The 26,022-nt window shown below is 62.5% G+C and carries 23 protein-coding genes and 1 other RNA gene; 19 read left to right on the top strand and 5 right to left on the bottom strand.

Features of this window, described 5'->3' with window-relative positions; all coding sequences use genetic code 11:
* The first annotated feature begins 79 nt into the window (after nt 1-79).
* The 19 genes from rnpB to mutT all read left to right on the top strand — a co-directional run bounded on the left by rnpB (nt 80) and on the right by mutT (nt 22,124).
* An RNA gene (gene rnpB, locus J9885_RS00460) (RNase P RNA component class A) lies at nt 80-465 on the top strand.
* A gap of 448 nt (nt 466-913) precedes the next feature.
* Entirely contained in the window at nt 914-1,372 is a 459-nt protein-coding gene (mraZ, locus tag J9885_RS00455; RefSeq protein WP_210547751.1) for a division/cell wall cluster transcriptional repressor MraZ, read from the top strand.
* On the top strand, nt 1,373-2,311 hold the full coding sequence (rsmH, locus tag J9885_RS00450; protein ID WP_134694758.1) for a 16S rRNA (cytosine(1402)-N(4))-methyltransferase RsmH: 939 nt from the start codon (nt 1,373-1,375) through the stop codon (nt 2,309-2,311).
* 3 nt (nt 2,312-2,314) lie between these two features.
* A complete protein-coding gene (gene ftsL, locus J9885_RS00445; RefSeq protein ID WP_043762770.1) occupies nt 2,315-2,629 on the top strand; it encodes a cell division protein FtsL in 315 nt (104 codons plus the stop codon).
* On the top strand, nt 2,626-4,392 hold the full coding sequence (locus J9885_RS00440) for a penicillin-binding transpeptidase domain-containing protein (RefSeq protein ID WP_043762773.1): 1,767 nt from the start codon (nt 2,626-2,628) through the stop codon (nt 4,390-4,392). The genes ftsL and J9885_RS00440 overlap by 4 nt, the downstream gene beginning before the upstream one ends.
* Nucleotides 4,393-4,493: 101 nt before the next feature.
* Nucleotides 4,494-5,978 (top strand): UDP-N-acetylmuramoyl-L-alanyl-D-glutamate--2,6-diaminopimelate ligase, encoded by a 1,485-nt coding sequence (murE, locus tag J9885_RS00435; RefSeq protein WP_210547750.1) that lies wholly within the window; start codon nt 4,494-4,496, stop codon nt 5,976-5,978.
* Entirely contained in the window at nt 5,975-7,330 is a 1,356-nt protein-coding gene (gene murF, locus J9885_RS00430; RefSeq protein ID WP_210547749.1) for a UDP-N-acetylmuramoyl-tripeptide--D-alanyl-D-alanine ligase, read from the top strand. Before murE ends, murF begins: the two co-directional genes overlap by 4 nt.
* Nucleotides 7,324-8,406 carry a phospho-N-acetylmuramoyl-pentapeptide-transferase gene (gene mraY / locus J9885_RS00425; protein WP_011707583.1) on the top strand — a complete coding sequence of 361 codons (1,083 nt, stop codon included), beginning with the start codon at nt 7,324-7,326 and terminating at the stop codon, nt 8,404-8,406. Before murF ends, mraY begins: the two co-directional genes overlap by 7 nt.
* A gap of 3 nt (nt 8,407-8,409) precedes the next feature.
* Nucleotides 8,410-9,693 carry a UDP-N-acetylmuramoyl-L-alanine--D-glutamate ligase gene (murD, locus tag J9885_RS00420; RefSeq protein ID WP_210547748.1) on the top strand — a complete coding sequence of 428 codons (1,284 nt, stop codon included), beginning with the start codon at nt 8,410-8,412 and terminating at the stop codon, nt 9,691-9,693.
* Nucleotides 9,690-10,874 (top strand): cell division protein FtsW, encoded by a 1,185-nt coding sequence (gene ftsW / locus J9885_RS00415; RefSeq protein WP_210547747.1) that lies wholly within the window; start codon nt 9,690-9,692, stop codon nt 10,872-10,874. The genes murD and ftsW overlap by 4 nt, the downstream gene beginning before the upstream one ends.
* Nucleotides 10,871-11,938, top strand: coding sequence for an undecaprenyldiphospho-muramoylpentapeptide beta-N-acetylglucosaminyltransferase (murG, locus tag J9885_RS00410; RefSeq protein WP_210547746.1), 1,068 nt, complete (start codon nt 10,871-10,873; stop codon nt 11,936-11,938). The genes ftsW and murG overlap by 4 nt, the downstream gene beginning before the upstream one ends.
* A gap of 108 nt (nt 11,939-12,046) precedes the next feature.
* Nucleotides 12,047-13,501, top strand: a complete 1,455-nt coding sequence (gene murC, locus J9885_RS00405) for a UDP-N-acetylmuramate--L-alanine ligase (RefSeq protein ID WP_043762793.1) — start codon at nt 12,047-12,049, stop codon at nt 13,499-13,501.
* A gap of 97 nt (nt 13,502-13,598) precedes the next feature.
* Nucleotides 13,599-14,351 (top strand): cell division protein FtsQ/DivIB, encoded by a 753-nt coding sequence (locus tag J9885_RS00400; protein WP_043762795.1) that lies wholly within the window; start codon nt 13,599-13,601, stop codon nt 14,349-14,351.
* Nucleotides 14,332-15,591 carry a cell division protein FtsA gene (gene ftsA, locus J9885_RS00395; protein WP_025328454.1) on the top strand — a complete coding sequence of 420 codons (1,260 nt, stop codon included), beginning with the start codon at nt 14,332-14,334 and terminating at the stop codon, nt 15,589-15,591. Before J9885_RS00400 ends, ftsA begins: the two co-directional genes overlap by 20 nt.
* A 39-nt stretch (nt 15,592-15,630) precedes the next feature.
* A complete protein-coding gene (gene ftsZ, locus J9885_RS00390) occupies nt 15,631-16,782 on the top strand; it encodes a cell division protein FtsZ (protein WP_005305686.1) in 1,152 nt (383 codons plus the stop codon).
* Nucleotides 16,783-16,883: 101 nt separating this feature from the next.
* Nucleotides 16,884-17,807 carry a UDP-3-O-acyl-N-acetylglucosamine deacetylase gene (lpxC, locus tag J9885_RS00385; protein ID WP_043762800.1) on the top strand — a complete coding sequence of 308 codons (924 nt, stop codon included), beginning with the start codon at nt 16,884-16,886 and terminating at the stop codon, nt 17,805-17,807.
* 140 nt (nt 17,808-17,947) lie between these two features.
* Nucleotides 17,948-18,853, top strand: a complete 906-nt coding sequence (locus J9885_RS00380) for a M23 family metallopeptidase (RefSeq protein WP_210547745.1) — start codon at nt 17,948-17,950, stop codon at nt 18,851-18,853.
* Nucleotides 18,854-18,910: 57 nt separating this feature from the next.
* Entirely contained in the window at nt 18,911-21,628 is a 2,718-nt protein-coding gene (secA, locus tag J9885_RS00375; protein ID WP_210547744.1) for a preprotein translocase subunit SecA, read from the top strand.
* Nucleotides 21,629-21,719: 91 nt separating this feature from the next.
* Nucleotides 21,720-22,124, top strand: a complete 405-nt coding sequence (gene mutT / locus J9885_RS00370; protein WP_210547743.1) for an 8-oxo-dGTP diphosphatase MutT — start codon at nt 21,720-21,722, stop codon at nt 22,122-22,124.
* Between the two features lie 57 nt (nt 22,125-22,181).
* Here mutT and yacG read toward each other — a convergent pair whose 3' ends face one another.
* The 5 genes from yacG to J9885_RS00345 form a co-directional block, all read right to left on the bottom strand.
* Nucleotides 22,182-22,376 carry a DNA gyrase inhibitor YacG gene (yacG, locus tag J9885_RS00365; RefSeq protein ID WP_043762810.1) on the bottom strand — a complete coding sequence of 65 codons (195 nt, stop codon included), beginning with the start codon at nt 22,374-22,376 and terminating at the stop codon, nt 22,182-22,184.
* Between the two features lie 10 nt (nt 22,377-22,386).
* Entirely contained in the window at nt 22,387-23,109 is a 723-nt protein-coding gene (gene zapD, locus J9885_RS00360) for a cell division protein ZapD (protein ID WP_167576542.1), read from the bottom strand.
* Nucleotides 23,110-23,146: 37 nt separating this feature from the next.
* A complete protein-coding gene (gene coaE, locus J9885_RS00355; protein WP_210547742.1) occupies nt 23,147-23,761 on the bottom strand; it encodes a dephospho-CoA kinase in 615 nt (204 codons plus the stop codon).
* An 18-nt stretch (nt 23,762-23,779) separates the two neighbouring features.
* The gene (locus J9885_RS00350) at nt 23,780-24,652 is read right to left on the bottom strand and encodes an A24 family peptidase (RefSeq protein ID WP_210547741.1); all 873 of its coding nucleotides are present in this window, start codon (nt 24,650-24,652) and stop codon (nt 23,780-23,782) included.
* A gap of 76 nt (nt 24,653-24,728) precedes the next feature.
* The gene (locus J9885_RS00345; protein ID WP_210547740.1) at nt 24,729-25,970 is read right to left on the bottom strand and encodes a type II secretion system F family protein; all 1,242 of its coding nucleotides are present in this window, start codon (nt 25,968-25,970) and stop codon (nt 24,729-24,731) included.
* Nucleotides 25,971-26,022 lie beyond the last annotated feature (52 nt).

Here is a 26,022-nt window from a genome sequence, read left to right as displayed (position 1 = left end):
CTCTGGCACAGGATAAATTGCTGCAAACGGGAATTGCCGGTTTACCCCGCCGGTATCAAGGGGCTATAATCCGCGCCTCGGAGTTGGCTGGGCAATCGCTGCTTCGTCGTTGTGTCCCTCGGGACAGACGGGCGGAGGGGAGGAAAGTCCGGGCTTCATAGGGCAGGGTGCCAGGTAACGCCTGGGGGGCGCGAGCCTACGACCAGTGCAACAGAGAGCAGACCGCCGATGGCCCGCAAGGGATCAGGTAAGGGTGAAAGGGTGCGGTAAGAGCGCACCGCGCGACTGGCAACAGTTCGTGGCACGGTAAACTCCACCCGAAGCAAGACCAAATAGGCCCCTATTGGCGCGGCCCGCGTTGGGGGCGGGTAGGTTGCTTGAGCCAGCGAGCGATTGCTGGCCTAGAGGAATGATTGCTACCGGGGCAACCCGGAACAGAACCCGGCTTACAGGCCGACTCCGACCTAATTTTTAGAAGAGCCTTGCGAGTAATCGCTTGGCTCTTTTTCTATTAGCGAGGAGAACCTTGATGATAATAGTGCTTCCTTGGCGAATTATCCGATGGTGGTGCACATGATATTCTTTTAAATCATGTTTTTATGATTAATTTCCCCCAACATATCGACGAGCACACTACATGCTAGGCGAACCACGAGTTGTGGTGCTGTGATTTATTTGAGTTGTCTGTCTTTTATTTCCATCGTTTATCCGATGACCTCTTCTGCAATAACTTGTGAAAAATCAATTCATTTAATCGGTACACTCCCCAGGCTGCGTCAATATGTTCCCCATGCCAGAGATCCTTGCTTGAAAAGCCCCCTGCTCGTCCTTAAACTTCATGGTGGAGAAAAGTGGATCAAAGTGGTTTTATCGGGCGGTTCGCCCTCATAACTCACCTTTCGGGGACGGCAATTTGTTGCGTGGCGCTCACGCCATCAGCCTCGACAACAAGGGGCGGTTGGCGATTCCGACCAAATATCGAGACTGGCTGCGCGACGAATGCGACGGCCAGCTGGTCTGTACCATCGACATCACCCATCCCTGTTTGCTGCTGTATCCCCTGAACGAATGGGAAGAGATAGAGCGAAAGCTCAAGACGCTTTCCAGTACCAACCCGGCGGAGCGCCGCCTGCAGCGTCTGCTGCTCGGTCATGCGACCGAGTGCGAGCTGGACGGCAACGGCCGTCTGCTGCTGAGCCAGCCGCTGCGTAGCCATGCGGGGCTGGACAAGAAAATCATGCTGGTGGGCCAGCTCAACAAGTTTGAGTTGTGGGATGAAGCCCGCTGGCAACAACAGATCAATGACGACATCCTGGGCCTGCCCGAGGACGACTGGGCAAGTTCACCACGACTACAGGATTTTTCTTTATAAATGACCCAAGCCGCTGAACACATCACAGTGCTGTTGCACGAAGCCGTCGAAGGGCTGGCCATCAAGCCGGACGGTGTCTACGTCGACGGTACCTTTGGCCGGGGTGGTCACTCTCGTCTCATTCTCCAGCATCTGGGCCCGAACGGGCGCCTGATCGCCATCGATCGGGATCCCCAGGCCATCGCCGAGGCGGCCAAGATCCAGGATCCCCGCTTCGAGATCGTGCACGGGCCGTTTTCCGGTATCACCCGCTATCTGACCGAGCGCGGCCTGCTGGGCAAGGTCGACGGCTTCCTGCTGGATCTGGGTGTCTCCTCCCCCCAGCTGGACGATGCCGAACGCGGCTTCAGCTTCATGAAGGACGGTCCTCTCGACATGCGGATGGACCCCACCTCCGGCCAGAGCGCCGCCGAGTGGCTGGCCCGTGCCGACGTGGATGACATCGCCTGGGTATTGAAGACCTTCGGCGAGGAGCGCTTCGCCAAGAAGATTGCCCGCGCCATCGTGCACGACCGGGTCACCGAGCCCTATGTGCGCACCCGCCAGCTGGCGGAGATGATCGCCCGGGTCAACCCCAGCAAGGAGAAGGGCAAGCACGCGGCGACTCGCAGTTTCCAGGCCATCCGCATCTATATCAACAGCGAGCTGGACGAGATCGAAACGGCCCTCAACGGCGCCCTGGACGTACTGGCACCCCACGGCCGCCTCTCCGTCATCAGCTTCCACTCTCTGGAAGACAGGCTGGTGAAGCATTTCATCCGCAAGCACGAGAAAGGTCCGGAAGTGCCCCACGGCATCCCGCTGACCGAGGCCCAGCTGGCGGGTGGTCGCAAACTGAAGTCGGTCGGCAAGGCGCTCAAGCCTTCCGAGCACGAGGTCAATGAAAACACCCGGTCCCGCAGCTCGGTGCTGCGGGTCGCAGAGCGTCTTGCGGAGTAAGCGATGAGCGATGTGCGCGTTCACCTCGCCAGGGAGATCGTTGCGGATCTCTGGCGCCACAAGTTGCAGGTCCTGTTGACCATCGCCGTGCTGGTGACCGCTTTCGCGGTGATCCTGGTGACCAACATGACCCGGGGACTGACGGCCAAGCAGAACGACCTGATGGCGGAAGAGGACAGGCTCAACATCGAGTGGCGGCACCTCCTGCTGGAGCAGGGCACCCTGGCCGAGCACTCCCGGGTGGCGAGCCTGGCCATGGACAAGTTGCAGATGGCTCGTCCCCTGGTGACCACCGAGAAGGTAATTACACAACCATGACACGCAAGGCCGCCACCAAGGCTCCGGCAAAGGACAAAGCCAAGGCGAAAGCACCCTCACTCTACCCGTGGCGCTTTCGTACCCTGGTTTTCTTCATCGGCATCGCATTTGCGGGGTTGATCCTGCGGCTGGCCTGGATCCAGGTGATCGATCCGGACAGACTGCGTCAGGAGGGGGACATGCGCTCCCTGCGTACCACCTCCACCCAGGCGGTGCGCGGCATGATCACGGATCGCAACGGCGAGCAGCTGGCGGTCTCCGTGCCAGTCGAGGCCGTCTGGGCCGATCCCAAGACAGTGCACGAGTCAGGTGCCATCCACAACGAGCGCGCCTGGCTGGCGCTCTCCGCCGTGCTCAAGCTCGACATCAATACCCTCAAGCACCGCATCGCCAACCCGAGCAAGCGCTTCGTCTACCTGCAACGCCAGGTGACGCCGGCGGTGGCGGAATACATCAAGGGTCTCAAGCTCGGCGGCATCTATCTGCGCCCCGAAGCGCGTCGTTTCTATCCGACCGGCGAGATCAGCGCCCACCTGGTGGGGGTGACCAACATCGACGGCAGCGGCATCGAGGGGATCGAGCGCAGCTACAACGAGTGGCTGACCGCGACCCCGGGCGAGATGCGGGTGCGCAAGGATCGCCAGGGCCGGGTCATCGAGCGGCTCGGGTTGGTGAAAGAGGGCAAGCACGCCAACGATCTGCAACTGAGCATCGATCAGCGGGTACAGGCGCTGGCCTATCGCGCCCTCAAGCGGGCTACCGACGAGAACAAGGCAACCTCCGGCTCCATGGTGATGCTGGACGTGAAGACCGGCGAGGTGCTCGCCATGGTCAATACTCCCTCCTACAACCCGAACAACCGCGGCCAGTACCAGAGCTTCCGGGTACGCAACCGGGTGGTGACCGATACCTATGAGCCGGGCTCCACCATCAAACCCCTGATCTTGCTGAGCGGATTGCAGGCTGGCGTCACCAGCTGGAAAGACTTCATCCCGGGCGGCCCGCTCTTTATCGGGGCCAAGCAGATCCGTGACGTGAGTATCCACAAGGCGACCAACCTCTACGACATCCTGCGCTACTCCTCCAACATCGGCATGTCGCGCATCGCATTGCGGATGCCAGCCCAGGAGATGATCAACACCCTCAGCATGGTGGGCTTCGGGATGGACACCGGCAGCGGTCTGATGGGGGAGAGCAGCGGCATGCTGCCCCAGCGTCGCCGCTGGTCCGATATCGAACGGGCCACCCTGTCGTTCGGTTATGGTCTGCGGGTCACCCCGCTGCAGCTGGCGTCCGCCTACGCCACCCTGGCCAACAAGGGCAAGCGGGTGCCGCTCTCCATCATCAAAGTGACCAAGCCGCCCAAGGGTGAGCAGGTCATCGATCACAACAACGCTGCCGCCATGCTGCAGGCGCTGGAGTACGTGGTCAGCAACGCCATTCCCAAGGCCCAGATCCCGGGCTACCGTGTCGGTGGCAAGAGTGGTACCGCCAAGGTCGCCGTGGCAGGCGGTTACGGCAAGGATTACATGGCCTGGTTTGCCGGCTTCGCGCCCGCCAGCAACCCCCGCTTCGTCATGGTGGTGGTGATCAACGAACCCAAGGGCAATGCCTATTACGGCGGCGCCGTCGCGACCCCGCCGTTTGCCGAGGCCATGGGGGGCGTGCTGCAGCTCTTCAACATCCGCCCCGATGCGATTCCGCCCGAGGTGCCCGCCAAGCTTGCCCGCACGGAGGCTGCCAATGGCGCACCACGTACCTGATCGACACGGGATCGTTTCCGTCTCCCCCGGCGCGGCCGGGGAGCTTTTCATGGCGCCGCGTTTCGTGTGCGCCCGCATTCCCGCTTTCCCGGAGGCTTTCCATGCCAGCCCGCGCACTTGATCAACTGATGAGCCGCTTCGGCATCGATGCCCCGGCGCTTCCCCTCACCGACCTTCAGCTGGACAGCCGGCGGGTCGGGCCCGGGTCCCTCTTCGTGGCCATCCGCGGGCATCAGGTGGATGGCAGACGTTTCATCGAACAGGCGGTGGCTCAGGGAGCGACCGCCGTGCTGTTTGAGGAGGACGGCGAATTCGTCGCCCCTCCGGTTCCGGTCCCCTGCATCGGCATGGTGGATCTGCCGGCCCGTCTCTCCGAGCTGGCCGGGTATTTCTACGACCAGCCGGCGAGCAAACTGCAGCTGGTGGGCATCACGGGCACCAACGGCAAGAGCACCACGGCCCTGCTGGTGGCAAACTGGCGCACCCTGCTGGGGGGCAAGGCCGGGGTGATGGGCACCATAGGCAACGGCCTGTTTGGCGAGCTGGTGGAAGCAGAAAACACCACAGGCAGCGCCGTCCAGGTGCAGGCCAATCTGGCCGCGCTGCAAGCGCAGGGAGCGGATCTGGTGGCGATGGAGGTCTCCAGCCACGGTCTGGTGCAGCACCGCGTCGCCGCCCTGCCGTTTTCTGCCGCCGTGTTCACCAACCTGAGCCGGGATCACCTGGACTATCACGGCACCATGGAGGCCTATGCCGCCGCCAAGGAGGAGCTGCTGAAACTGGTGGACGAGCCGTGCGCCGTCATCAATGCCGATGACCGGCTGGGGCGGGAGTGGCTGGCGGCCTATCCGACCGCGGTGGCCTTCGGCGTCCATGGCCCGATTGAAAACCATCTTGGGCGACAGCTGACGGCGCAGGATCCCCACTTCCACCAACAAGGTTTTGACACGCGCATTAACTCCAGTTGGGGGAATGGTGTATTATCCGCCCCCTTGCTCGGCCGCTTCAACGTCAGCAATGTGCTGGGTGCCATGGGGGCCATGCTGGTGCTCGGATATGACTTCGACGAGCTGCTGGCCACAGCGCCGCAGCTGCAGCCGGTCACCGGCCGCATGGAGTGCTTCGGCGGTGGCGATGCGCCGCTGGCCGTGGTCGATTATGCCCATACCCCGGACGCGCTGGAGAAGGCACTGCAGGCCCTGCGGGTACATTGCCACGGTCGCCTCTGGTGCCTGGTGGGATGCGGCGGCGATCGGGATCGTGGCAAGCGTCCCATGATGGCCGCCATGGCGGAGCAGCATGCGGACTGCGTGATCCTGACCGACGACAATCCCCGTACCGAGGAGCCGGCCCGGATCATGGCCGACATGGTGGCGGGGCTTCGCGATCCCGGCGCCGTGCAGATAGAGCACGACAGGGTCAAGGCGATCCGGCTGGCGCTGAGTCAGGCGAGCAAAGAGGACATCATCCTGGTGGCCGGCAAAGGCCACGAGGATTATCAGATCATTGGAACCGACAAGCGGCACTACAGCGACCGGGAAACCGTCGCGGCCGCCTTGCACACATTAATGGAGTCATTCAAATGATGACCCTCAGGCTTGCCGACCTGGCGCAGGTGCTCGATGCCCGCCTGATCGGGGGCGACCACGAGATCACGGCGGTCAGTACCGACACCCGTACCCTGGGCGAAGGGGCGCTGTTTGTCGCCCTGCGCGGCGAGCGTTTCGACGCCCACGATTTCTGCGACCAGGCCGTCGCCGCCGGGGCCTCCGCCCTGCTGGTGGAGCGCGAGCTGCCGCTGGCCATCCCGCAACTGGTGGTGGCCGACACCCTCAAGGGACTGGGTCGCCTCGGCCGTCTGGTGCGCGAGCGCATCAATCCCAAGGTGCTGGCCATCACCGGCAGCTGCGGCAAGACCACGGTGAAGGAGATGGCGACCGCCATCCTGCGCCACGAAGGGGAGGTGCTGGCCACCGCCGGCAACTTCAACAACGAGGTGGGGGTGCCGCTCACCCTGCTGCGCCTGGAGCCGCAACACCAGTTTGCGGTGATGGAGCTGGGGGCCAACCATCCGGGCGAGATCGCCTGGACCACGTCTCTGGCCAAACCCGATGCCGCCCTCATCAACAACGTGGCGGCCGCCCACCTGGAGGGCTTCGGCTCCCTGGAAGGGGTGTTCCACGCCAAGAGCGAGATCTTCGAGGGGCTGGGCGAGGGCGGCAGCGCCATCGTCAACGCCGACAACGAGTTCTGGCCGCAGTGGCAGGCGAAGGGCCTGAGCTGCGCCTTCTCCATCGACGACCAGAGCCAGCCCTTCCATGCCCGCGACGTCGTGATCAACGCGCAGGGCTGTGCCGAGTTCGTCATGGTGACGCCCCAGGGAGAGGTGAACCTGCTCCTGGCCATCCCGGGGCGCCACAACGTGGCCAACGCCCTGGCCGCCGCGGCAGGCTGCCTCGCGCTCGGCGCCTCGCTCGCCTCCGTCAAGGCGGGGCTGGAGCAGATGGCGCCGGTCAAGGGACGCTTCTGTGTGCAGCGCTGGGGTGGCCTCACCCTGGTGGACGACACCTACAACGCCAGCGTGGAGTCCGTACTGGCGGGCATCGACGCCCTGACCGCCATGGGCGGCTACAAGGTGCTGGTGTTCGGTGACATGAAGGAGCTGGGTGAGGAGTCCGCCGCGCAGCATGCCCGGGTCGGTCGCCACGCTCACGAGCGCGGCCTCGACGCCGTGCTGACTGTCGGGGAACAGAGTCGCCACACCGCAGATGCCGCGGCTGGCCGACATTTCGATAACAAGGCGTCGTTGTTTGAAGTGCTTGCGAGAATGATAGAGACACATCAGGAAATTTCGATTCTGGTCAAGGGGGCCCGCGGCTCCCGCATGGAAGATATCGTCAAGATGGTCGCTGACCGTCAGGAGTCGGCCACATGCTAGTCTGGCTGGCGGAACTGCTCACCCCGCACTTCACCTTCTTCAACGTATTCTCCTACCTGACGTTTCGCGCCATCCTGTCGATTATCACCGGCCTGGTGGTGGCACTCTGGATGGGGCCGCGCCTCATCCGTCGCCTGCAGATCCTCAAATTCGGCCAGGTGATCCGCAATGACGGTCCCGAATCGCACCTGAGCAAGAAGGGCACCCCGACCATGGGGGGCCTGATGATCATCGCCGCCATCTTCATCTCTGTGCTGCTCTGGTGCCGCCTCGACAACCCTTATGTCTGGCTGGTGCTGTTTGTGCTGGGGGCCTATGGCGCCATCGGCTTCGCCGATGACTACCTCAAGGTGGTGCGCAAGAACACCGACGGCCTGATCGCCCGCTGGAAATACTTCTGGCAATCCGCCGTTGCGCTGGGGGTGGCCGTGTTCCTCTACGCCACCGCCACTCACGACGGTCAGACCCAGCTGGTGGTGCCCTTCCTCAAGGACGTGATGCCGCAACTCGGTCTGATGTTCATCGTACTGACCTACTTCGTCATCGTCGGTACCTCCAATGCGGTCAACCTGACCGATGGTCTCGATGGCCTGGCCATCATGCCGACCGTGATGGTGGCGGGAGGCTTCGCCTTCATCGCCTGGGCAACCGGCAACGTCAACTTCGCGAACTACCTGCACATCCCCTATGTGCCCTATACCTCCGAGCTGGTGATCGTCTGTACCGCCATCGTCGGGGCGGGTCTGGGCTTCCTCTGGTTCAACACCTATCCGGCCCAGGTCTTCATGGGGGACGTGGGCTCCCTGGCCCTGGGCGGTGCGCTCGGCACCATCGCCGTGCTGGTGCGCCAGGAGTTCCTGCTGGTGATCATGGGGGGCGTCTTCGTGATGGAGACCGTCTCGGTGATCCTGCAGGTGGGTTCCTACAAGCTGCGCGGCGTGCGCATCTTCCGCATGGCCCCCATCCATCACCACTATGAGAAGAAGGGCTGGCCGGAGCCGCGCGTCATCGTGCGCTTCTGGATCATCACCCTCATGCTGGTGCTGCTCGGCCTCGCCACCCTGAAGGTGAGGTAAGCCATGGTCATCATCATCGGACTCGGCAAAACCGGACTCTCCTGCGTCGACTACTTCCTCGGCCGTGGCGTCACGCCCCTGGTGATGGACACCCGTGCCAACCCGCCAGGCAAGGATCAGCTGCCCCCCGAGGTGGAGCTCATTCACGGGCTGGACGGGGAGCGGCTCCTGCAGGCGCACATGATAGTGGCGAGCCCGGGCATCGCCCTGGCGACCCCGGAGCTGAAGGCGGCCGCCGAGCGTGGCGTGCAGATCGTCGGCGACATCGAATTGTTCGTGCGCGAGACCCAGGTGCCCGTCATCGCCATCACCGGCTCCAACGGCAAGAGTACTGTGACCACGCTAGTGGGCGAGATGATCGCCGAGGCCGGCCTCAAGGTCGGCGTGGGCGGCAATATCGGCACGCCGGCGCTGGATCTGCTCAAGCAGCCGATGGAGCTCTGCGTGCTGGAGCTTTCCAGCTTCCAGCTGGAGACCACCCACAGTCTGCGTGCCGCCGCCTCCGTGGTATTGAACCTCAGTGAAGATCATATGGATCGCTATCAGGGCATGGCCGACTACCGCGCCGCCAAGATGGAGATCCATCAGCACTCCCAGCACATCCTGGTGAATCGGGACGATCCCCAGACCCTGCCCGATGTGGGCCAGGTGTGGCAGAGCTTCGGCCTGGACTGCAACGGTTATGGCCGCTGCGAGCTGGGGGGCCGCCACTGGCTGACCCTGCACGGCGAGCCGCTGCTGGCGGTGGACGAGATGAAGATCGTCGGCGCCCACAACCAGGCCAACGCCCTGGCGGCCATGGCCCTGTGCGACGCGGTCGGCATTCCCCGCGAGCCCCAGCTCGCGGTGCTGCGCCGCTTCGAGGGCCTGCCCCACCGTGCCCGCTTCGTGCGGGAGGTGAACGGGGTGCGCTGGATCAACGACTCCAAGGCCACCAACGTGGGGGCTACCCTGGCTGCCGTGGCCGGGGTGCGCGAAGCGGTGAAGGGGCGTCTGCTGTTGTTGGCCGGTGGCCAGGGCAAGGGGCAGGACTTCGGCCCGGTGCAGGCGCTGCTCGGCAGCCAGATCGATCACATGTACTGCTTCGGTCAGGACGCCGAGGTGCTGCTGGCCCTGGGCGAACAGACCGAGCTGGTTGCCGATCTCGACGCCGCCGTCGCCAAGGCGGCGGCGGATGCCCGGCCCGGTGACTGGGTGCTGCTGGCCCCGGCCTGCGCCAGCCTGGATCAATTCAAGTCCTTCGAAGCGCGCGGCGATCGCTTTACCGAACTGGTGATGGGGTTATGAACGCCCTTCGCGTGGTCGCAGGCTTCCTGCAGCGCTGGTTGCTACCGGCGCGCCCCGCCGGTCTCTACGATCGACAGTTGGTCGTGCTGGCACTCGCGCTCATGGGGGTCGGGCTGGTCATCGTGGCATCTGCCTCCATCCCCGAGGGGATCGCCCTGGGGGATGACCCCTTCATGTTCGTGAAGCGTCACGGGATGTTCCTGGTGATGGCGCTCGGCATCTCCTGGTTCGTGCTGCAGGTGCCCATGGCACGCTGGCAGCAGTACAACGGCCCCATGCTGCTGCTCGCCATCGTGTTGCTGGTGATGGTGCTGCTGGTCGGTCGCAGCGTCAACGGCTCGGTACGCTGGCTGCCGCTCGGCCCCTTCAACCTGCAGCCTGCCGAGTTCGGCAAGCTGGCGCTGTTCGTCTACTTGGCGGGCTATCTGGTGCGCCGCCAGAGCGAGGTGCGCGAGCGCTTCATCGGCTTCATCAAGCCCATGGCGGTGCTGTTCGTGGTGGCCATCCTGCTGCTGGCCCAGCCGGATCTCGGCTCCGTGGTGGTGATGTTCGTGACATCGCTGGGCATGCTGTTCCTGGCCGGTGCTCGCCTGGTGCAGTTCATCGGTCTCATCCTGGTGGGGGTGAGCGCCGTGGTAACCCTGATCATCGCCGAACCTTACCGGATGCGGCGGGTGACCTCCTTCCTCGACCCCTGGGCCGATCCGTTCGGCAGCGGCTACCAGCTGACCCAGTCCCTGATGGCCTTCGGTCGTGGCAGCTGGTTCGGCGAGGGGCTCGGCAATTCCATCCAGAAGATGGAGTACCTGCCGGAAGCCCATACCGACTTCGTGTTTGCGATCCTGGGGGAAGAGCTGGGATATGTGGGGGTGCTTGGCGCACTCTTCCTCATCTTCGCGCTCTCGGTCAAGGCGCTCAAGCTGGGTCACCAGGCGCTGGTGGCGGAGCGACTCTATGAAGGTTATCTGGCCATCGGTGTCGGCATCTGGTTCAGCTTCCAGACCTTCGTCAACGTCGGCGCCGCCAGCGGCATGATGCCCACCAAGGGGCTGACCCTGCCCCTGGTCAGTTATGGTGGCTCCAGTCTCATCATCATGATGGTGGCGGTGAGCATGTTGATCCGTATCGATTTCGAGTTGCGCCAGGCCAGTGCCCAGGCGCGTGTGCGGGAGGTTTCGTGAGCAAGACGTTACTGGTGATGGCGGGTGGTACCGGGGGCCATGTGTTCCCCGGTCTGGCCGTTGCCGATCGCCTCAAGGCCCAGGGCTGGACCATTCACTGGCTCGGCACCGCCGATCGGATGGAGGCGGAGCTGGTGCCCGCCCACGGCTACCCCATCTCCTTCATCGATATCCAGGGGGTGCGTGGCAACGGCATCAAGCGCCTGCTGGCGGCCCCCTATCGCATCGTCAAATCCGTGCTGCAGGCCCGCCAGGTGCTCAAGACCATCCAGCCCGACGTGGTGCTCGGCATGGGGGGCTTTGCCTCCGGCCCCGGTGGCGTGGCCGCCTGGCTCGCCGGCATTCCGCTGCTGCTGCATGAGCAGAACGCGGCAGCCGGCATGACCAACAAGCTGCTGGCCCGCCTCGCCAAGCGCGTGCTGATGGCCTTCCCGGGTGCCTTCGCCCCGAGCGCCCGCACCGCCGTGGTGGGTAACCCGGTGCGCCCCGAGGTGGTTTCCCTGCCGGATCCGCAACTGCGCAGCAGTGCAGAGCCGCTGCGCCTGCTGATCGTCGGCGGCAGCCTGGGGGCCCGGGTGCTGAATGAACAGGTACCGCCCGCAGTCGCCGCCGCCGGTGTGCCCATCGCGGTGCGCCACCAGTGCGGCAAGGGCAATGGCGAGGCCGTTTCCGCCGCCTATGCCCAGCACGGCCTCGATGCCGAGGTGAGCGAATTTATCAAGGACATGGCGGACGCCTATGCCTGGGCCGATCTGGTGGTGTGCCGTGCGGGGGCTCTGACCGTGTCCGAAGTGGCCGCAGCCGGGGTGGCTGCCATCTTCGTGCCGCTGCCCCATGCGGTGGACGATCACCAGACCCGCAACGCCCTGACCCTGGTCGACGGCGGTGCGGCCGAGTTTCTGCCCCAGTCCGAGCTGACGCCGACCGCCCTGGCGGCCCGCCTCTCCTGGCTCGCCGGGCGCAGGGAGACGCTGCTGAACATGGCCCAGGCCGCGCGCCGCGTCGCCATCACGGACGCGGCCGAGCGGGTGGCTGACGAATGCAAGCGGCTCGCGACAGGGTGAGCCAAACGAGATTGACGGACGGGGTGCTGGCCAAGGCCGCGTACCCCCTCCTCGAATACATGTGTCACCGAATGAAAGTGGCTTGTGGCCGCGAATTGAGAAAGAACTATGACCAAGGTTGAACTGGCAAAACTGCGTACCGTTATCCCTGAAATGCGCCGCGTGCGTCGCATCCACTTTATCGGCATCGGTGGCGCCGGTATGGGCGGTATTGCCGAGGTGCTTGCCAACGAAGGGTATCAGGTGACTGGTTCCGATCTGGCCCGTAATGCGGTCACCGAGCGCCTGGCCTCCCTGGGGGCCCACATCTTCGTCGGTCACAGTGCCGAGCACGTCGACGGCGCCAGCGTGGTGGTAGTCTCCACCGCCATCAAACAGGACAACCCCGAGCTGGTGGCTGCCCGCGAGCTGCGCATCCCCGTGGTGCGCCGCGCCGAGATGCTGGCCGAGCTGATGCGCTTCCGCCACGGCATCGCCATCGCCGGCACCCACGGCAAGACCACCACCACCAGTCTGGTGGCGAGCATCTATGCCGAGGCGGACCGGGATCCGACCTTCGTCATCGGGGGCCTGCTCAACAGCGCCGGCACCAATGCGCGCCTGGGGAGCAGCCGCTACCTGATCGCCGAGGCGGACGAGAGCGACGCCTCCTTCCTGCATCTGCAGCCCATGGTCTCCATCGTGACCAACATCGAAGCGGATCACATGGACACCTATGGCGGTGACTTCTCCAAGCTGAAGGCCACCTTTATCGACTTCCTGCACAACCTGCCGTTCTACGGGCTGGCCGTGGTGTGCGTGGACGACCCCGTGATCCGCGGCATGCTGCCGGAGATCGCCCGCCCGACCATCACCTATGGCCTGAGTGATGACGCCGATGTCCAGGTGCTGGATTTCGTGCAAACCAGCAACCGCAGCCGCTTCCGGGTACGTCGCGCTGGCGCGGGCGAGCTGGAGGTGACCCTGAATCTGCCGGGCATTCACAATGCCCTCAACGCCGCTGCCGCCATCGCGGTCGCGACCGAGGATGGCATCGATGACGAGGCCATCATCCAGGCGCTCGCCAAGTTCGAAGGGGTGGGTCGCCGCTTCCAGCAATACGGCGAGTTCGAGACCGGCCGCGGCAAGGCCATGCTGGTGGACGACTACGGCCATCACCCGAGCGAGGTCAAGGTGACCATCAACGCTGCCCGCGCCGGCTGGCCCGAGAAGCGACTGGTGATGGTGTTCCAGCCCCACCGTTACAGCCGGACCCGGGATCTCTATGAAGATTTCGCCGACGTGCTCTCCAAGGTGGACGTGCTGGTGATGCTGGAGGTCTATGCCGCCGGCGAGGAGCCGATCCCGGGGGCTGATGGCCGCGCTCTGTGCCGCACCATCCGTTCCCGTGGCACCCTGGAGCCCATCTTTGTCGCAACGCCTGACGACGTGCCGGCGGTGCTGGCTGACCTGATTGGCGAGGGGGATCTGGTGCTGACTCAGGGGGCGGGGAACGTCGGGGCGCTTGCCCGTCGTCTCGGCGAGATGAAATTGAGCGTGGATAGCATGAAATCCGGTGCCTGAGGGCCCAATGAGTATTTTGACCGCCAAGCCGAGGCCTATATAATGGCGAACCGGCCTGCAAGTGGCCGGCACGGCGCGTTAAACGGGGATCGATCGGGTGGAGGCAAGGGCACAAGGGCGCACCAAGGGAGGCTTCATCGCCGGGGTGGGAATTTTCATCCTGGTCATGTGGGGGCTCTACCAGACTGCGCTGGATGTTAAAGATTGGCTGACGGATGCCAGTCGGTTGCCCATGAGCGAGCTGTTGCTGCAGGGGCAACACGAATATTTGAAAGCCGATGAGTTGCGTGCCGCCGTGCTGGATGGTGCCGAGCTGCGCAACTTCTTCGAGCTGGACGTGAACGAATTGCAGGCGCGTCTGAACGCCTTGCCCTGGGTAGCCCAGGTTTCGGTACGCAAGAAGTGGCCGAACAAGATCAAGGTCTACCTCACCGAACAGGACGTGGCGGCCCGCTGGAATGACAGCCGCTTCGTCAACACCAAGGGTGAGGTATTCAGTGCGCCGGACAGGGTGAAGAAACCCCTGATGCAGTTGTCCGGCCCCGATGACCAGGCGGCCAAGGTGCTGGAGGCCAGCCATCAGTACGAGACGCTGCTGGCGGCAAAGGGATACAAGTTGCTGGGGGTGCATTTGACCCCCCGCCATGCCTGGGAACTGACCCTGGATGGCAACATTCAGCTGTTTGTGGGGCGCTCGGACATCGCGCTCCGTCTGCAGCGGTTTATCGATGCCTTTCCGGTCATCGAGCCTCGTGAGCGGGTTGCTTACGTGGATCTTCGATACGACACCGGGATGGCAGTTGGCTGGAAGAAAAGCGAAGAGAAAGTGAATGACCAACACCGCAGATAGAAATTTGATTGTCGGACTGGATATCGGCACGACCAAGGTGGCGGTACTGGTTGGCGAAGTATTGCCAGATGGCGAACTCAATGTCATCGGCATGGGCAGCCACGCTTCTCGCGGGATGGAGAAGGGCGGGGTCAATGACCTCGACTCCGTGGTCAAGTCCCTGCGCCGCGCGGTGGAAGAGGCCGAGATGATGGCCGACTGCCAGATCAGCTCCGTCTATCTGGGGCTCTCCGGCAAGCACATCGACTGCCGCAACGAGACCGGCATGGTGCCCATCTCCGATGAAGAGGTGACCCAGGAGGACGTGGACAACGTCATCCACACCGCCAAGTCGGTGCGACTGTCGGACGAGCTGCGGGTGTTGCACGTGCTGCCCCAGGAGTTCGCCATCGACTATCAGGAAGGGATCAAGAACCCGGTCGGCCTCTCCGGCGTGCGGATGGCAGCCAAGGTGCACCTGATCACCTGCCACAACGACATGGCGCGCAACATCGAGAAGTGCGTGGAGAAAGTGGGCCTGCGGGTGGATCAGCTGATCTTCTCCGCGCTGGCGTCCAGCTACGCCGTGCTGACCGAGGACGAGAAGGAGCTGGGTGTCTGCGTGGTGGACATCGGTGGCGGCACCATGGACATGTCGCTCTTTACCGGCGGCGCCCTGCGTCACACCAAGGTGATCCCGTACGCCGGCAGCACGGTGACCAGCGACATCGCCTACGCCTTCGGCACGCCGCCGCTGGATGCGGAAGCGATCAAGGTGCGCTACGGCTGTGCCCTCGGCCGCCTGGTCAGCAAGGAAGACAATATCGAAGTACCCAGTGTCGGCGGCCGCCCGGCGCGCAGCCTGCAGCGGCAGACTCTGGCGGAAGTGATTGAACCCCGTTACACCGAGTTGCTCTCCATGGTGAATGACGAGCTGGTGCGGGTGCAGAGCGAATTGAAGGCACAGGGGGTCAAGCATCAGCTGGCCGCCGGTGTGGTATTGACCGGTGGCGCGGCCCAGATCGAAGGCATTGTGGAGTGTGCAGAGCAGATCTTCCAGAGCCAGGTCCGGGTGGGTGAGCCCATGAATATCCGGGGATTGAGTGACTACGTACAGGCACCGGTGTACTCGACCGCAGTCGGGTTGTTGCAGTATGGCCGTACCAATCAATCCACCGGCAGTAGCAAGGAATATGCCGCCAAGGCAAGCGTAGGTGGGCTGGTCAAACGGGTCAGCAACTGGTTGCGTGGCGAGTTCTAAAGATTTTGCTGAGTCAGGCAAATAAAGCGGAGAGACAACATGTTTGAATTTATGGATAGCCACACTGACGAAGCCGTCATCAAGGTGATAGGTGTGGGTGGCGGCGGCGGCAACGCAGTCGAGCACATGGTTCGTCAAAACATCGAGGGTGTTGAGTTCATTACCGTCAACACCGACGCCCAGGCGCTGCGCAACTCCAGTGCCAACACTACCCTGCAGATCGGCGGTGGCATCACCAAGGGTCTGGGTGCCGGGGCCAACCCGGAAGTGGGTCGTGACGCCGCCATGGAAGACAGGGAAGCGCTGCGTGAGCTGCTGACCGGTTCTGACATGGTGTTCATCGCCGCCGGCATGGGCGGTGGTACCGGTACCGGTGCTGCGCCGATCGTGGCCGAAGTGGCCCGCGAGATGGGCATCCTGACCGTTGCCGTCGTGACCAAGCCGTTCTCCTTCGAAGGTAAGAAGCGGATGGGCTTCGCCGCTCACGGTATCGAAGAGCTGTCCAAGAACGTCGACTCCCTGATCACCATCCCCAACGACAAGTTGCTGAAGGTGCTGGGTCGCGGCATCTCCCTGCTGGACGCCTTCAAGGCAGCCAACGACGTGCTGCTGGGCGCGGTACAGGGCATCGCCGAGCTGATCACCCGCCCGGGCCTGATCAACGTCGACTTCGCGGACGTGCGTACCGTGATGCGCGAGATGGGTACCGCCATGATGGGTACCGGCTCCGCCTCTGGTGACGACCGTGCCGAAGAAGCCGCCGAGAAGGCCATCTCCAGCCCGCTGCTGGAAGATGTGGATCTGGCCGGTGCCCGTGGCATCCTGGTCAACATCACCGCCGGCATGGACATGACCATCGAAGAGTTCGAAACCGTCGGTAACGCGGTCAAGGCCTTCGCGTCCGAGAACGCCACCGTGGTGGTGGGTACCGTTATCGACCCGGAAATGCACGACGAACTGCGCGTGACCGTGGTGGCCACCGGTATCGGTGCCGAGCGCAAGCCCGACATCACCCTGGTGAAGAACAACATGGTACAAGAGCGTCCGGCTCGTCAGCCCCTGATCAGCGAAGCCCTGCAGTCTCGCGTGATGGAAGAGGCCCCGGCCAAGGTGGTGAACGCCGAGCCGCAAGCTCGTCGCGAACCGGATTATCTCGATATTCCTGCGTTCCTGCGCAAGCAGGCAGACTAAGCCTCTGATGGCTCTGGTTTGTTTGTTGCTTAAGGATTGTGCTAAGATGGCCCGGCAACGACCATCTGGTCAGGAATATGAGCTGTTAAGCGGATACACCCATGATTAGACAAAGAACCTTGAAAACGAGTGTCCAGGCCACCGGTGTGGGCCTGCATTCGGGCCGGAAAGTCACCATGACGTTCCGTCCGGCGCCTGTTAACACAGGGATCGTTTACTTGCGTACCGATCTGAATCCTGTGGTAGAGCTGCCAGCCAACGCCGATCAGGTGCGTGACACCGTGCTTTGTACCGCTCTGGTGAACGAAGCCGGTGTCCGCGTGTCCACCATCGAACACCTCTCTGCCGCCCTGGCTGGGATGGGGATCGACAACCTCTATGTGGAGGTTGACGCACCCGAGATCCCGGTGATGGATGGCAGTGCGCATCCGTTCATCTACCTGCTGCAGGAAGTGGGTATTCGCGAACAGAATGCACCCAAGCAGTTCGTGCGTATCAAGCAGAGCGTTCGGGTTGAAGACGGCGACAAGTGGGCGGAATTCCACCCCTATCGCAACGGCTTCAAGATGGATCTCGAAATCGACTTCCAGCATCCGGTGTTTGAAGGCCGCAACCAGCGTTGCGTACTGGACTTCTCCGGCAGCTCCTTCGTGAAAGAGATCAGCCGTGCCCGTACCTTCGGCTTCATGCGCGACATCGAGTACCTGCGTTCCCAGAACCTGGCGCTGGGCGGTAGCCTGGAAAACGCCGTGGTCCTGGATGACTACCGGGTGCTGAACGAAGATGGTCTGCGTTACGAGGACGAGTTCGTCAAGCACAAGATGCTGGATGCCATCGGTGATCTGTACATGTGCAATCGCAGTATCATCGGTGAATTCCGTGCCTACAAGACGGGCCATGCCCTGAACAACAAGCTGCTGCGCGCCTTGCTGGCTCAGCAGGAGGCCTGGGAACTGGTGACCTTCGAGGGTGAGGGCGACAAAGCGCCCATCGCTTACTACGACAACGGTCTGGTTCTGGCCTGATAGCTGTGCAACAGGACGTCGGTCATCTCTCCGCACCGACGTCCTGTCATTTGTTTATTCCATCCTTTAATACCGATTATCTCCCGGTTTTATTGCCCGTGCGGGCCTCTGGCCTCACCTGACCGAGAAGACATATTTCTATGAGCATTACCCTGATCCTCCACGGTAAGCAGCGCCGCAAGTTGCACTTACCCAAACAACGTCTGGCCTGGGTCGGCGGTATCCTCTTCACTGTATTGGCCTTAGGGGGCGGCTGGCTCTGGCAGAGCTGGCAGCAAAAAATGGACGCGCTGGAAACCGCGCTGGCCCTGGCCGAACAGCAAAAAACCGCACAAGGGGCCGATGAAGCCCGTGAACAGCTCGCCATGCTGGCCGCCCAGGTGGGCACCATGCAGGGGCAGCTTGGCCGTCTCAACGCCCTCGGCGAACGCCTGACCGAGAAGGCGGACCTGGATCCCGAAGAGTTCAACTTCAAGGAGCTGCCTCCCATGGGGGGACCCTCCTATGATGCGGATCTGGAAGTCAGCCTCAACGAATTGCAAGACTCCATGGAACACCTCAACCGCCAGCTCAGCAGCCGCGAAGAACAGCTGTCGGTACTTGAAACCTTCATCATGAATCACCATATCACCGATGCCGGCTTCATCCCGGGTTCACCGGTGAAGCAGGAGCGAGTCTGGATCTCCTCCGGCTTCGGTGGCCGGGTCGATCCGTTCAACGGTCGCGCCAAGATGCACAAGGGTGTGGATTTCCGTGGCAAGCCCGGCACGCCCATCCTGGCGACCGGCAAGGGGATCGTCAGCTGGGCTGGCCGTCACCCTGAATTTGGCAACATGGTGGAAGTCGACCATGGCAATGGTCTGGTGACCCGTTATGCCCACAATTCCAAGTTGCTGGTGGATGTCGGCACCCTGGTCGATGAAGGCCAGAAGATAGCCCTGATGGGTCGCACCGGTCGTGCGACCGGCGTGCATTTGCATTACGAAGTGTTGAAAGATGGTCGTCAGGTCAACCCCGCGCGCTTTCTGAATGCCAGACGGGGTTAGGTTTTTTCTTCAGGTTCCAGTGACGGAACGCTTATATAACCAAAACAGTTGGTACCCATGATTAGCACACTGCTCACCAAGATTATCGGCAGCCGGAACGACAGAACGCTCAAGGCTTTGCGTAAAATTGTAAAACAGATCAATGCGATGGAGCCTCAGTTCGAGGCACTGTCCGATCAGGAGCTGCAGGCCAAGACTGCCGAGTACCGTCAGCGTCTGGAGCAGGGTGAAACGCTGGAGCAGTTGCTGCCGGAGGCCTTTGCCACCGTGCGTGAAGCCTCCCGCCGTGTGTTCGGCATGCGTCACTTCGACGTCCAGCTGATCGGCGGCATGGTGCTGAACTCCAACCGCATCGCCGAGATGAAGACCGGTGAAGGCAAGACCCTGACCGCGACCCTGCCAGCCTACCTGAATGCCCTGACCGGCCGCGGCGTGCACGTGGTGACGGTGAACGACTACCTGGCCAAGCGTGACGCCGAGGCGAACCGCCCGCTGTTCGCCTTCCTCGGCCTGACCGTCGATTGCAACGTGCCCGGCATGGATGCGTCCCAGAAGCGCGACGCCTACGCCGCCGACATCACCTACGGTACCAACAACGAATTCGGTTTCGACTACCTGCGCGACAACATGGCGTTCTCGCCGGAACAGCGCGTGCAGCGCCCGCTCAACTACGCGCTGGTGGATGAGGTGGACTCGGTGCTCATCGACGAAGCCCGTACCCCGCTCATCATCTCGGGCCCGGCGGAAGACAGCTCCGCCATGTACACCCAGATCAACAAGCTGATCCCCCTGCTGGTGAAGCAGGACAAGGAAGACTCTGAAGAGTACACCGGTGACGGCCACTACACGGTGGACGAGAAGAACCGCCAGGCGCTGCTGACCGAGAACGGCCAGATCTTCGTGGAGGAGCTGCTCAAGAAAGAGGGGCTGCTGGCCGAGGAGGACTCCCTGTTCTCCGCCACCAACATCAGCCTGCTGCATCACGTCAACGCCGGCCTGCGTGCCCACACCCTGTTCGAGCGCAACGTGGACTACATCGTCCAGAAGGACGAGATCGTCATCGTTGACGAGCACACCGGCCGTACCATGCCGGGTCGTCGCTGGTCGGACGGCCTGCACCAGGCGGTCGAGGCGAAGGAAGGGGTCAAGATCCAGAACGAGAACCAGACCCTGGCTTCCATCACCTTCCAGAACTACTTCCGTCTGTACGACAAGCTGGCGGGCATGACGGGTACTGCCGATACCGAAGCCTTTGAATTCCAGCAGATTTATGGCCTGGATACCGTGGTTATCCCGACCAACAAGCCAATGGTGCGCAAGGACATGGGCGATCTCGTCTACCTGACCGCCCAGGAGAAATACGCCGCCATCGTGCAGGACATCCGCGAGTGCGTGAAGCGCGGCCAGCCGGTGCTGGTCGGTACCGTCTCCATCGAGAACTCCGAGCTGCTGTCCGGCATCCTGACCAAGGAGAACATCCCGCACAAGGTGCTGAACGCCAAGTTCCACGCCATGGAAGCGGAGATCGTCGCCCAGGCAGGCCAGACCGGTGCCGTCACCATCGCCACCAACATGGCCGGTCGTGGTACCGACATCGTGCTCGGCGGTAACTGGCAGGCAGAGATTGCAAAGCTGGAAAACCCGACCAGCGAGCAGATTGCCGAGCTGAAAGCGGCCTGGCAGGTGCGTCACGACGAAGTGCTGGCCGCTGGCGGCCTGCACATCATCGGTACCGAGCGTCACGAATCCCGTCGTATCGACAACCAGCTGCGCGGCCGTTCCGGTCGTCAGGGCGACCCGGGTTCCTCCCGCTTCTACCTCTCCATGGAAGATACCCTGATGCGGATCTTCGCCTCCGATCGCGTGACCGGCATGATGAAGAAGCTGGGAATGGAAGAAGGCGAGGCCATCGAGCACCCGTGGGTGACCAAGGCCATCGAGAACGCCCAGCGCAAGGTGGAAGGTCGCAACTTCGACATCCGTAAAAACCTGCTCGAGTTTGACGATGTGGCCAACGATCAGCGCAAGGTGGTCTACGAGCAGCGCAACGAGCTGCTGGACACCGGCGACATCTCCGAGACCATCCACGTCATCCGTGACGATGTCTACGGTGCCATCATCGACGAGTACATTCCGCCCCAGTCTCTGGAAGAGATGTGGGACGTACCGGGTCTGGAGGCGCGTCTGAAGTCCGATTTCGCCCTCGACCTGCCGCTGCAGCAGTGGTTGGCGGAAGACGACAAGCTGTATGAAGAGAAGCTGCGCGAGCGCATCCTGGACGAAGCTACCAAGCTCTATGCCCACAAGGAGGAGCTGGTCGGCAAGGAGGTGCTGCGCAACTTCGAGAAGGCGGTGATGCTGCAAACCCTGGATGGCCTGTGGAAGGAGCATCTGGCGGCCATGGATCATCTGCGTCAGGGCATCCATCTGCGCGGCTACGCCCAGAAAAACCCCAAGCAGGAGTACAAGCGCGAATCCTTCGATCTGTTCACCCAGATGCTGGAGACTCTCAAGCGCGACGTGGTCAGCATCCTGAGCCGGGTACAGGTGCAGGAGCGGGACGTGGAGGCGATGGAAGAGCAGCAGCGCCAGCAGGCAGAAGCCGCTCCCCGTACCTATACCCACGCCGCCGCCGAGAACCAGCTTGCCGATGGAGAGCAGGCCGAAACGGCCCCCGTCACCTTTGTGCGGGACGAGCAGAAGGTGGGGCGCAACGATCCCTGCCCCTGCGGCTCCGGCAAGAAATACAAGCACTGTCACGGTCAGTTGACCTGATAACGCGCGATGCCATAACAAGGCGGGCCCAGTGCCCGCCTTGTTATTGATGAGAAATGCGCAGTGACCTGCATCTGACGAGGTAACCGAAATGGAACAGAAGAAACGGATCTGGGTGGCGGTCGGCGTCATCGAGAACGAACGGGGCGATATCTTCATCGCCAAACGCTCTGCCGATCGCCATCAGGGGGATCGCTGGGAATTCCCCGGGGGCAAGGTGGAGTCGGGTGAAGACTTGCTCACCGCGCTGGACAGGGAGCTGTGGGAGGAGATCGGGATCCGGGTGCAGGATTGTGCCCCCTTCATGGAGCTGCATCACGACTACCCTGACAAGCAGGTGCTGCTGGATATCTGGAAGGTGACCCGCTTCCACGGCGAGCCCTTTGGCAAGGAGGGACAGGAGTGCCGCTGGGTGCCGCTGGCCTCGTTGCACGAATACCGTTTCCCGGATGCCAACGGCCCCATAGTAGCGCGGCTGCAAGCCTCGCTGTCCTGAGGCGGTATCACGGCATTGAAAAAGGGCCTCTTAGGCCCTTTTTTGATCGCGATGCCTTTATTGCCAGGGATCGCCCTGCTCCGGATCGGGTAGCAGATCCGGGTTGATCTCGCCCGGGATGCGCTTCTGTTCATCCGCCCATTCGCCGAGGTCGATCAGCTGGCAGCGCTTGCTGCAGAAGGGGCGAAACGGGCTCTGGGGGCCCCACTCGATTTCGGTCTGACAGGTCGGGCACTTTACCTTGGTTACCATGGGGCGCACCTCAACAACAGGCGAGCTGGAACGCGACGTCGCCAATCTGCTGTTCCGTCGTCGGCAGGAAGCGCAGGGCAAAGCGGTTTTTGTGTCCACTCAGGGTCGGGTAGCAGGGCTGGGTGCCGGACAAGCGTATGCGGATAAGTTCGGCGCCCTCGGCGGTGTCCTGGAAGAAGCCGTTGGTGGCCACTTGCTCGCTGAAGTTGCCCGACTCGCGCCACAGGCGCAGCAGCAGAGTGATGGCGTTCATCAGCAGGGTGATGTCGCTGAGCCATTGCTGCATCTGCTGGTGGCGTGCCACGGCCGGGGTGATCAGCCAGTGGTGCAGCTGGGGCACGTCGAAGGCGCACAGGCCGCCCGGGATGGAGAAACGCTGACGGATGGAGCCGAGCAGACGATCTTCCTTCAGGCGGGCACCTGGACGGGGGGAGTTGAGCAGGTTGCGGGAGAGCTGGGTGCTCTCCTGCTGCATCCGCTGGATCTGCTCGAGATCGACGTCGGGCAGGCTGGCCCAGTGGCTCAGGCGCTGGCCGAGGCGCTCCAGATCCTTGATCAGATCGGCACGCAGATCGCCGCGCTCCAGCAACTCCTGCAAATCGAACAACCCCTTGAAGAAGGCGATGTGTGCCCAGGACTGGTCACTCTCCAGATTGTCGCGGATCTGGGAAAACAGGGACTCCAGACGAAGATAGGTCCGGCTTTTTTCGTTGAGGGGAAAATCGTAAATCATGCCTAATCCTGGCCAGCCATAAACCGGCCTAGTGTACTCACTGTTGGCTGGCTTGTTGAGAGGCAAATGCCAGATATGTCTGGTGCAGGGCTAAAATTCGCGCGGTAATGGTCTCGCTTGTGTCACTTTGGTTGTCCAGTACGTCATCGGCCATCGCCAGGCGTTCAGCACGGCTTGCCTGGGACGCCAATATGGTCTGAGCCTGCTCCCGGCTCACACCGTCCCGGCGGCAGGTACGCTCTATCTGGGTCGCTTCGTCCACGTCGATGACCAATACCCGATTGGCCAGCCCGGTGAGTCGGTTCTCCACCAGCAGGGGCACCACCAGCAGGCAATAGGGTGAGCTGGCGGCGGCACACTGACGTTGCATCTCACTGCGGATGAGGGGATGGAGCAGGGCATTGAGCCAGGACTTGGCTGCGGGATTGCTGAAGATCAACTCGCGCAGCCGACGGCGATCGAGCCGACCATCGGGGGAGAGGACATCCTGGCCAAAATGGCTGGCGATGGCGGCCAGTGCAGGGGTGCCGGGCTCCACCACCTCGCGGGCGATCAGATCGGCGTCGATCACCTCGATGCCGAGGGCCGCAAACTGGTTGGCGACGGTGGTTTTGCCGCTGCCGATGCCGCCGGTGATGGCTACCACATACATGAGTCAGAGATCCTTTTGCTAGAGCACGAGCTCGAGATACCAGCGGGTGATCTTATCCCCCCACAACAGCGCTATCCAGCCTGCGATGGCAAGATAGGGGCCAAAGGGGATGGGATTGCCCTGATGGTGTTTACGCAGTGCGATCAGCGTGATGCCTATGACGGCACCCACCAGGGAAGAGAGCAGCAGTATGATGGGGAGCGCCTGCCAGCCGAGCCAGGCTCCCAGCGCCGCCAGAAGCTTGAAGTCACCATACCCCATGCCCTCCTTGCCGGTGAGCAGCTTGAAACTCCAGTAGAGGCTCCAGAGCACCAGATAACCCGCCATGGCTCCGATGACCGCATCAACCAGGGGAACGAAACCACCCAGCAGGTTGAACAGCAACCCGCCCCACAGCAGTGGCAGGGTGATCTGGTCAGGCAGCAGCATCTTGTCCAGATCGATAAAGGTGAGCGCCACTAGACTCCAGGTGAGCAAGAGGGCAGCAAGCACACCCCAGCCGGGCGTCAGAGTGGCGGCCACGGCGACGGACAGCAGGGCCGTGAGCAGTTCGACCAGAGGATAGCGGGCCGAAATGGGGGCCTGGCACTCGCGGCAGCGCCCTCTGAGCCAGAGCCAGCTCAGGAGTGGAATATTCTCGATGGCCGTGATGACATGGCCGCAGTGAGGGCAGGCGGAGCGGGGTACCATCAGGTTGTAGCGTTCGTTGGCGGAGATGGACTCATCCTCATCGAAATAGTCGCGATATTCGGCTCGCCAATCCCGCTCCATCATGATGGGCAGGCGGTGGATCACCACGTTGAGGAAACTGCCCACCATGAGGGAGAAGAGAAAGATCAAGGAGAGATAGAGCCAGGGCAAGCCTAGGGCCAGTTCAATAAGAGGCGCCATAAATCAATCGCTAGTGTTGGGAAAGAGGGGCAGGCGGCCAGGCTGAAACCAGCCGGCTGGCCGCTCACCAAGGAGGTCAGTGTATCACAGAGCCCAGCTTGAAGATGGGGAGGTACATGGCAACGACCATGCCGCCAACCAGCACCCCCAGTACCACCATGATGATGGGTTCGAGCAGGCTGGTGAGCCCGTCCACCATGTCATCGACCTCCTGCTCGAAGATGCCTGCGACTTTGGAGAGCATGTCGTCGATGGCGCCGGACTCCTCACCGATCATCACCATCTGGGTCACCATGTCGGGGAAGAGATCCACGGTGCGCATGGCGACGTTGATCTGCATGCCGGCCATGACCTCGTTGCGAATGGCCATGATGGCTGTGCGGTAGACATAGTTGCCCGAGGCGCCGGCCGACGAGACCAGAGCTTCCACCAGAGGAATACCGGCGGAGAAGGTGGTGGAGAGGGTGCGAGCAAAGCGGGCCATGGCGGCCTTGTGAAGTATGTTCCCCACGACGGGGATGGTGAGAATGAACCTGTCGGTGCTGTCTCGCACCTTCTGGGATTTTCGCCAGGCTCGCACATAGAGGAAGATTGCCAGGGCGAAGCCGCCAAAGATGACGTACCACCACGCCTGCATGAAACGGGAGATGCCGACGACGAACTGGGTAAAGGCGGGCAACTCGGCTCCGAAACTCCTGAAGATCTCTTCGAACTGGGGAATGACGAATAGCAGCAGGATGGAGGTCACTATAATAGCAACCAGGATGACCATGGCGGGGTAGAACATGGCCTTCTTGATCTTGGACTTGAGCGCTTCAGATTTTTCGAGGTAGGTGGCGATCCGGTCGTAGATGGTCTCCAGGGCGCCGGATTGTTCGCCCGCCTCGATGAGATCGCAGTAGAGATCGTCAAAGTAGCGGGGATGGCGGCGTAGTGCCTCCGACAGCGGGGTACCGGTCTCCACATCGGCGGCGATCTGGCCGATCAGTTCGCGCACTGCCGATTTTTCGTGGCCACGGGCGATGATCTGCAGGCTCTGAACCAGAGGGACGCCGGCGGAGAGCATGGTGGTGATCTGGCGGGAGATGACGGCGATGTCCATCGGCTTGATCCGGGCGCCGCCCCTTGAAAACAGCCCCTGGCCCTGCTTGCTGACCTTGGTGACATTGACACCCTGCTTGCGCAGTTCGGCCTTGACGGTATTGATGCTGTCGGCCTGGAAATCGCCGGACACCTTCTGCCCCTTGCGATTGAAGCCGTGCCAGCGGAATGAGAAGATCTTTTTGGGCGCGTTCTTTCTTTGAGCTAATGTGGCCATCACTGCATCCTGCAATTGGGCGACGGTGGCCGGATGCTGCTGCCAGTCCGGC

The sequence above is a fragment of the Aeromonas sp. SrichE-2G genome, from assembly GCF_017939565.1.
Classification (GTDB): Bacteria; Pseudomonadota; Gammaproteobacteria; order Enterobacterales; family Aeromonadaceae; genus Aeromonas; species Aeromonas taiwanensis.
Note: the sequence above shows the minus strand (reverse complement) of the source record. Positions and strands in the feature narration are given on the sequence as shown.

Coding starts and splice junctions, on each gene's coding strand:
- rsmH (WP_134694758.1), top strand. CDS start 1,373: ATGACCCAAGCCGCTGAACACATCACAGTGCTGTTGCACGAAGCCGTC.
- ftsL (WP_043762770.1), top strand. CDS start 2,315: ATGAGCGATGTGCGCGTTCACCTCGCCAGGGAGATCGTTGCGGATCTC.
- J9885_RS00440 (WP_043762773.1), top strand. CDS start 2,626: ATGACACGCAAGGCCGCCACCAAGGCTCCGGCAAAGGACAAAGCCAAG.
- murE (WP_210547750.1), top strand. CDS start 4,494: ATGCCAGCCCGCGCACTTGATCAACTGATGAGCCGCTTCGGCATCGAT.
- murF (WP_210547749.1), top strand. CDS start 5,975: ATGATGACCCTCAGGCTTGCCGACCTGGCGCAGGTGCTCGATGCCCGC.
- mraY (WP_011707583.1), top strand. CDS start 7,324: ATGCTAGTCTGGCTGGCGGAACTGCTCACCCCGCACTTCACCTTCTTC.
- murD (WP_210547748.1), top strand. CDS start 8,410: ATGGTCATCATCATCGGACTCGGCAAAACCGGACTCTCCTGCGTCGAC.
- ftsW (WP_210547747.1), top strand. CDS start 9,690: ATGAACGCCCTTCGCGTGGTCGCAGGCTTCCTGCAGCGCTGGTTGCTA.
- murC (WP_043762793.1), top strand. CDS start 12,047: ATGACCAAGGTTGAACTGGCAAAACTGCGTACCGTTATCCCTGAAATG.
- ftsA (WP_025328454.1), top strand. CDS start 14,332: ATGACCAACACCGCAGATAGAAATTTGATTGTCGGACTGGATATCGGC.
- ftsZ (WP_005305686.1), top strand. CDS start 15,631: ATGTTTGAATTTATGGATAGCCACACTGACGAAGCCGTCATCAAGGTG.
- lpxC (WP_043762800.1), top strand. CDS start 16,884: ATGATTAGACAAAGAACCTTGAAAACGAGTGTCCAGGCCACCGGTGTG.
- J9885_RS00380 (WP_210547745.1), top strand. CDS start 17,948: ATGAGCATTACCCTGATCCTCCACGGTAAGCAGCGCCGCAAGTTGCAC.
- secA (WP_210547744.1), top strand. CDS start 18,911: ATGATTAGCACACTGCTCACCAAGATTATCGGCAGCCGGAACGACAGA.
- mutT (WP_210547743.1), top strand. CDS start 21,720: ATGGAACAGAAGAAACGGATCTGGGTGGCGGTCGGCGTCATCGAGAAC.
- yacG (WP_043762810.1), bottom strand. CDS start 22,376: ATGGTAACCAAGGTAAAGTGCCCGACCTGTCAGACCGAAATCGAGTGG.
- zapD (WP_167576542.1), bottom strand. CDS start 23,109: ATGATTTACGATTTTCCCCTCAACGAAAAAAGCCGGACCTATCTTCGT.
- coaE (WP_210547742.1), bottom strand. CDS start 23,761: ATGTATGTGGTAGCCATCACCGGCGGCATCGGCAGCGGCAAAACCACC.
- J9885_RS00350 (WP_210547741.1), bottom strand. CDS start 24,652: ATGGCGCCTCTTATTGAACTGGCCCTAGGCTTGCCCTGGCTCTATCTC.
- J9885_RS00345 (WP_210547740.1), bottom strand. CDS start 25,970: ATGGCCACATTAGCTCAAAGAAAGAACGCGCCCAAAAAGATCTTCTCA.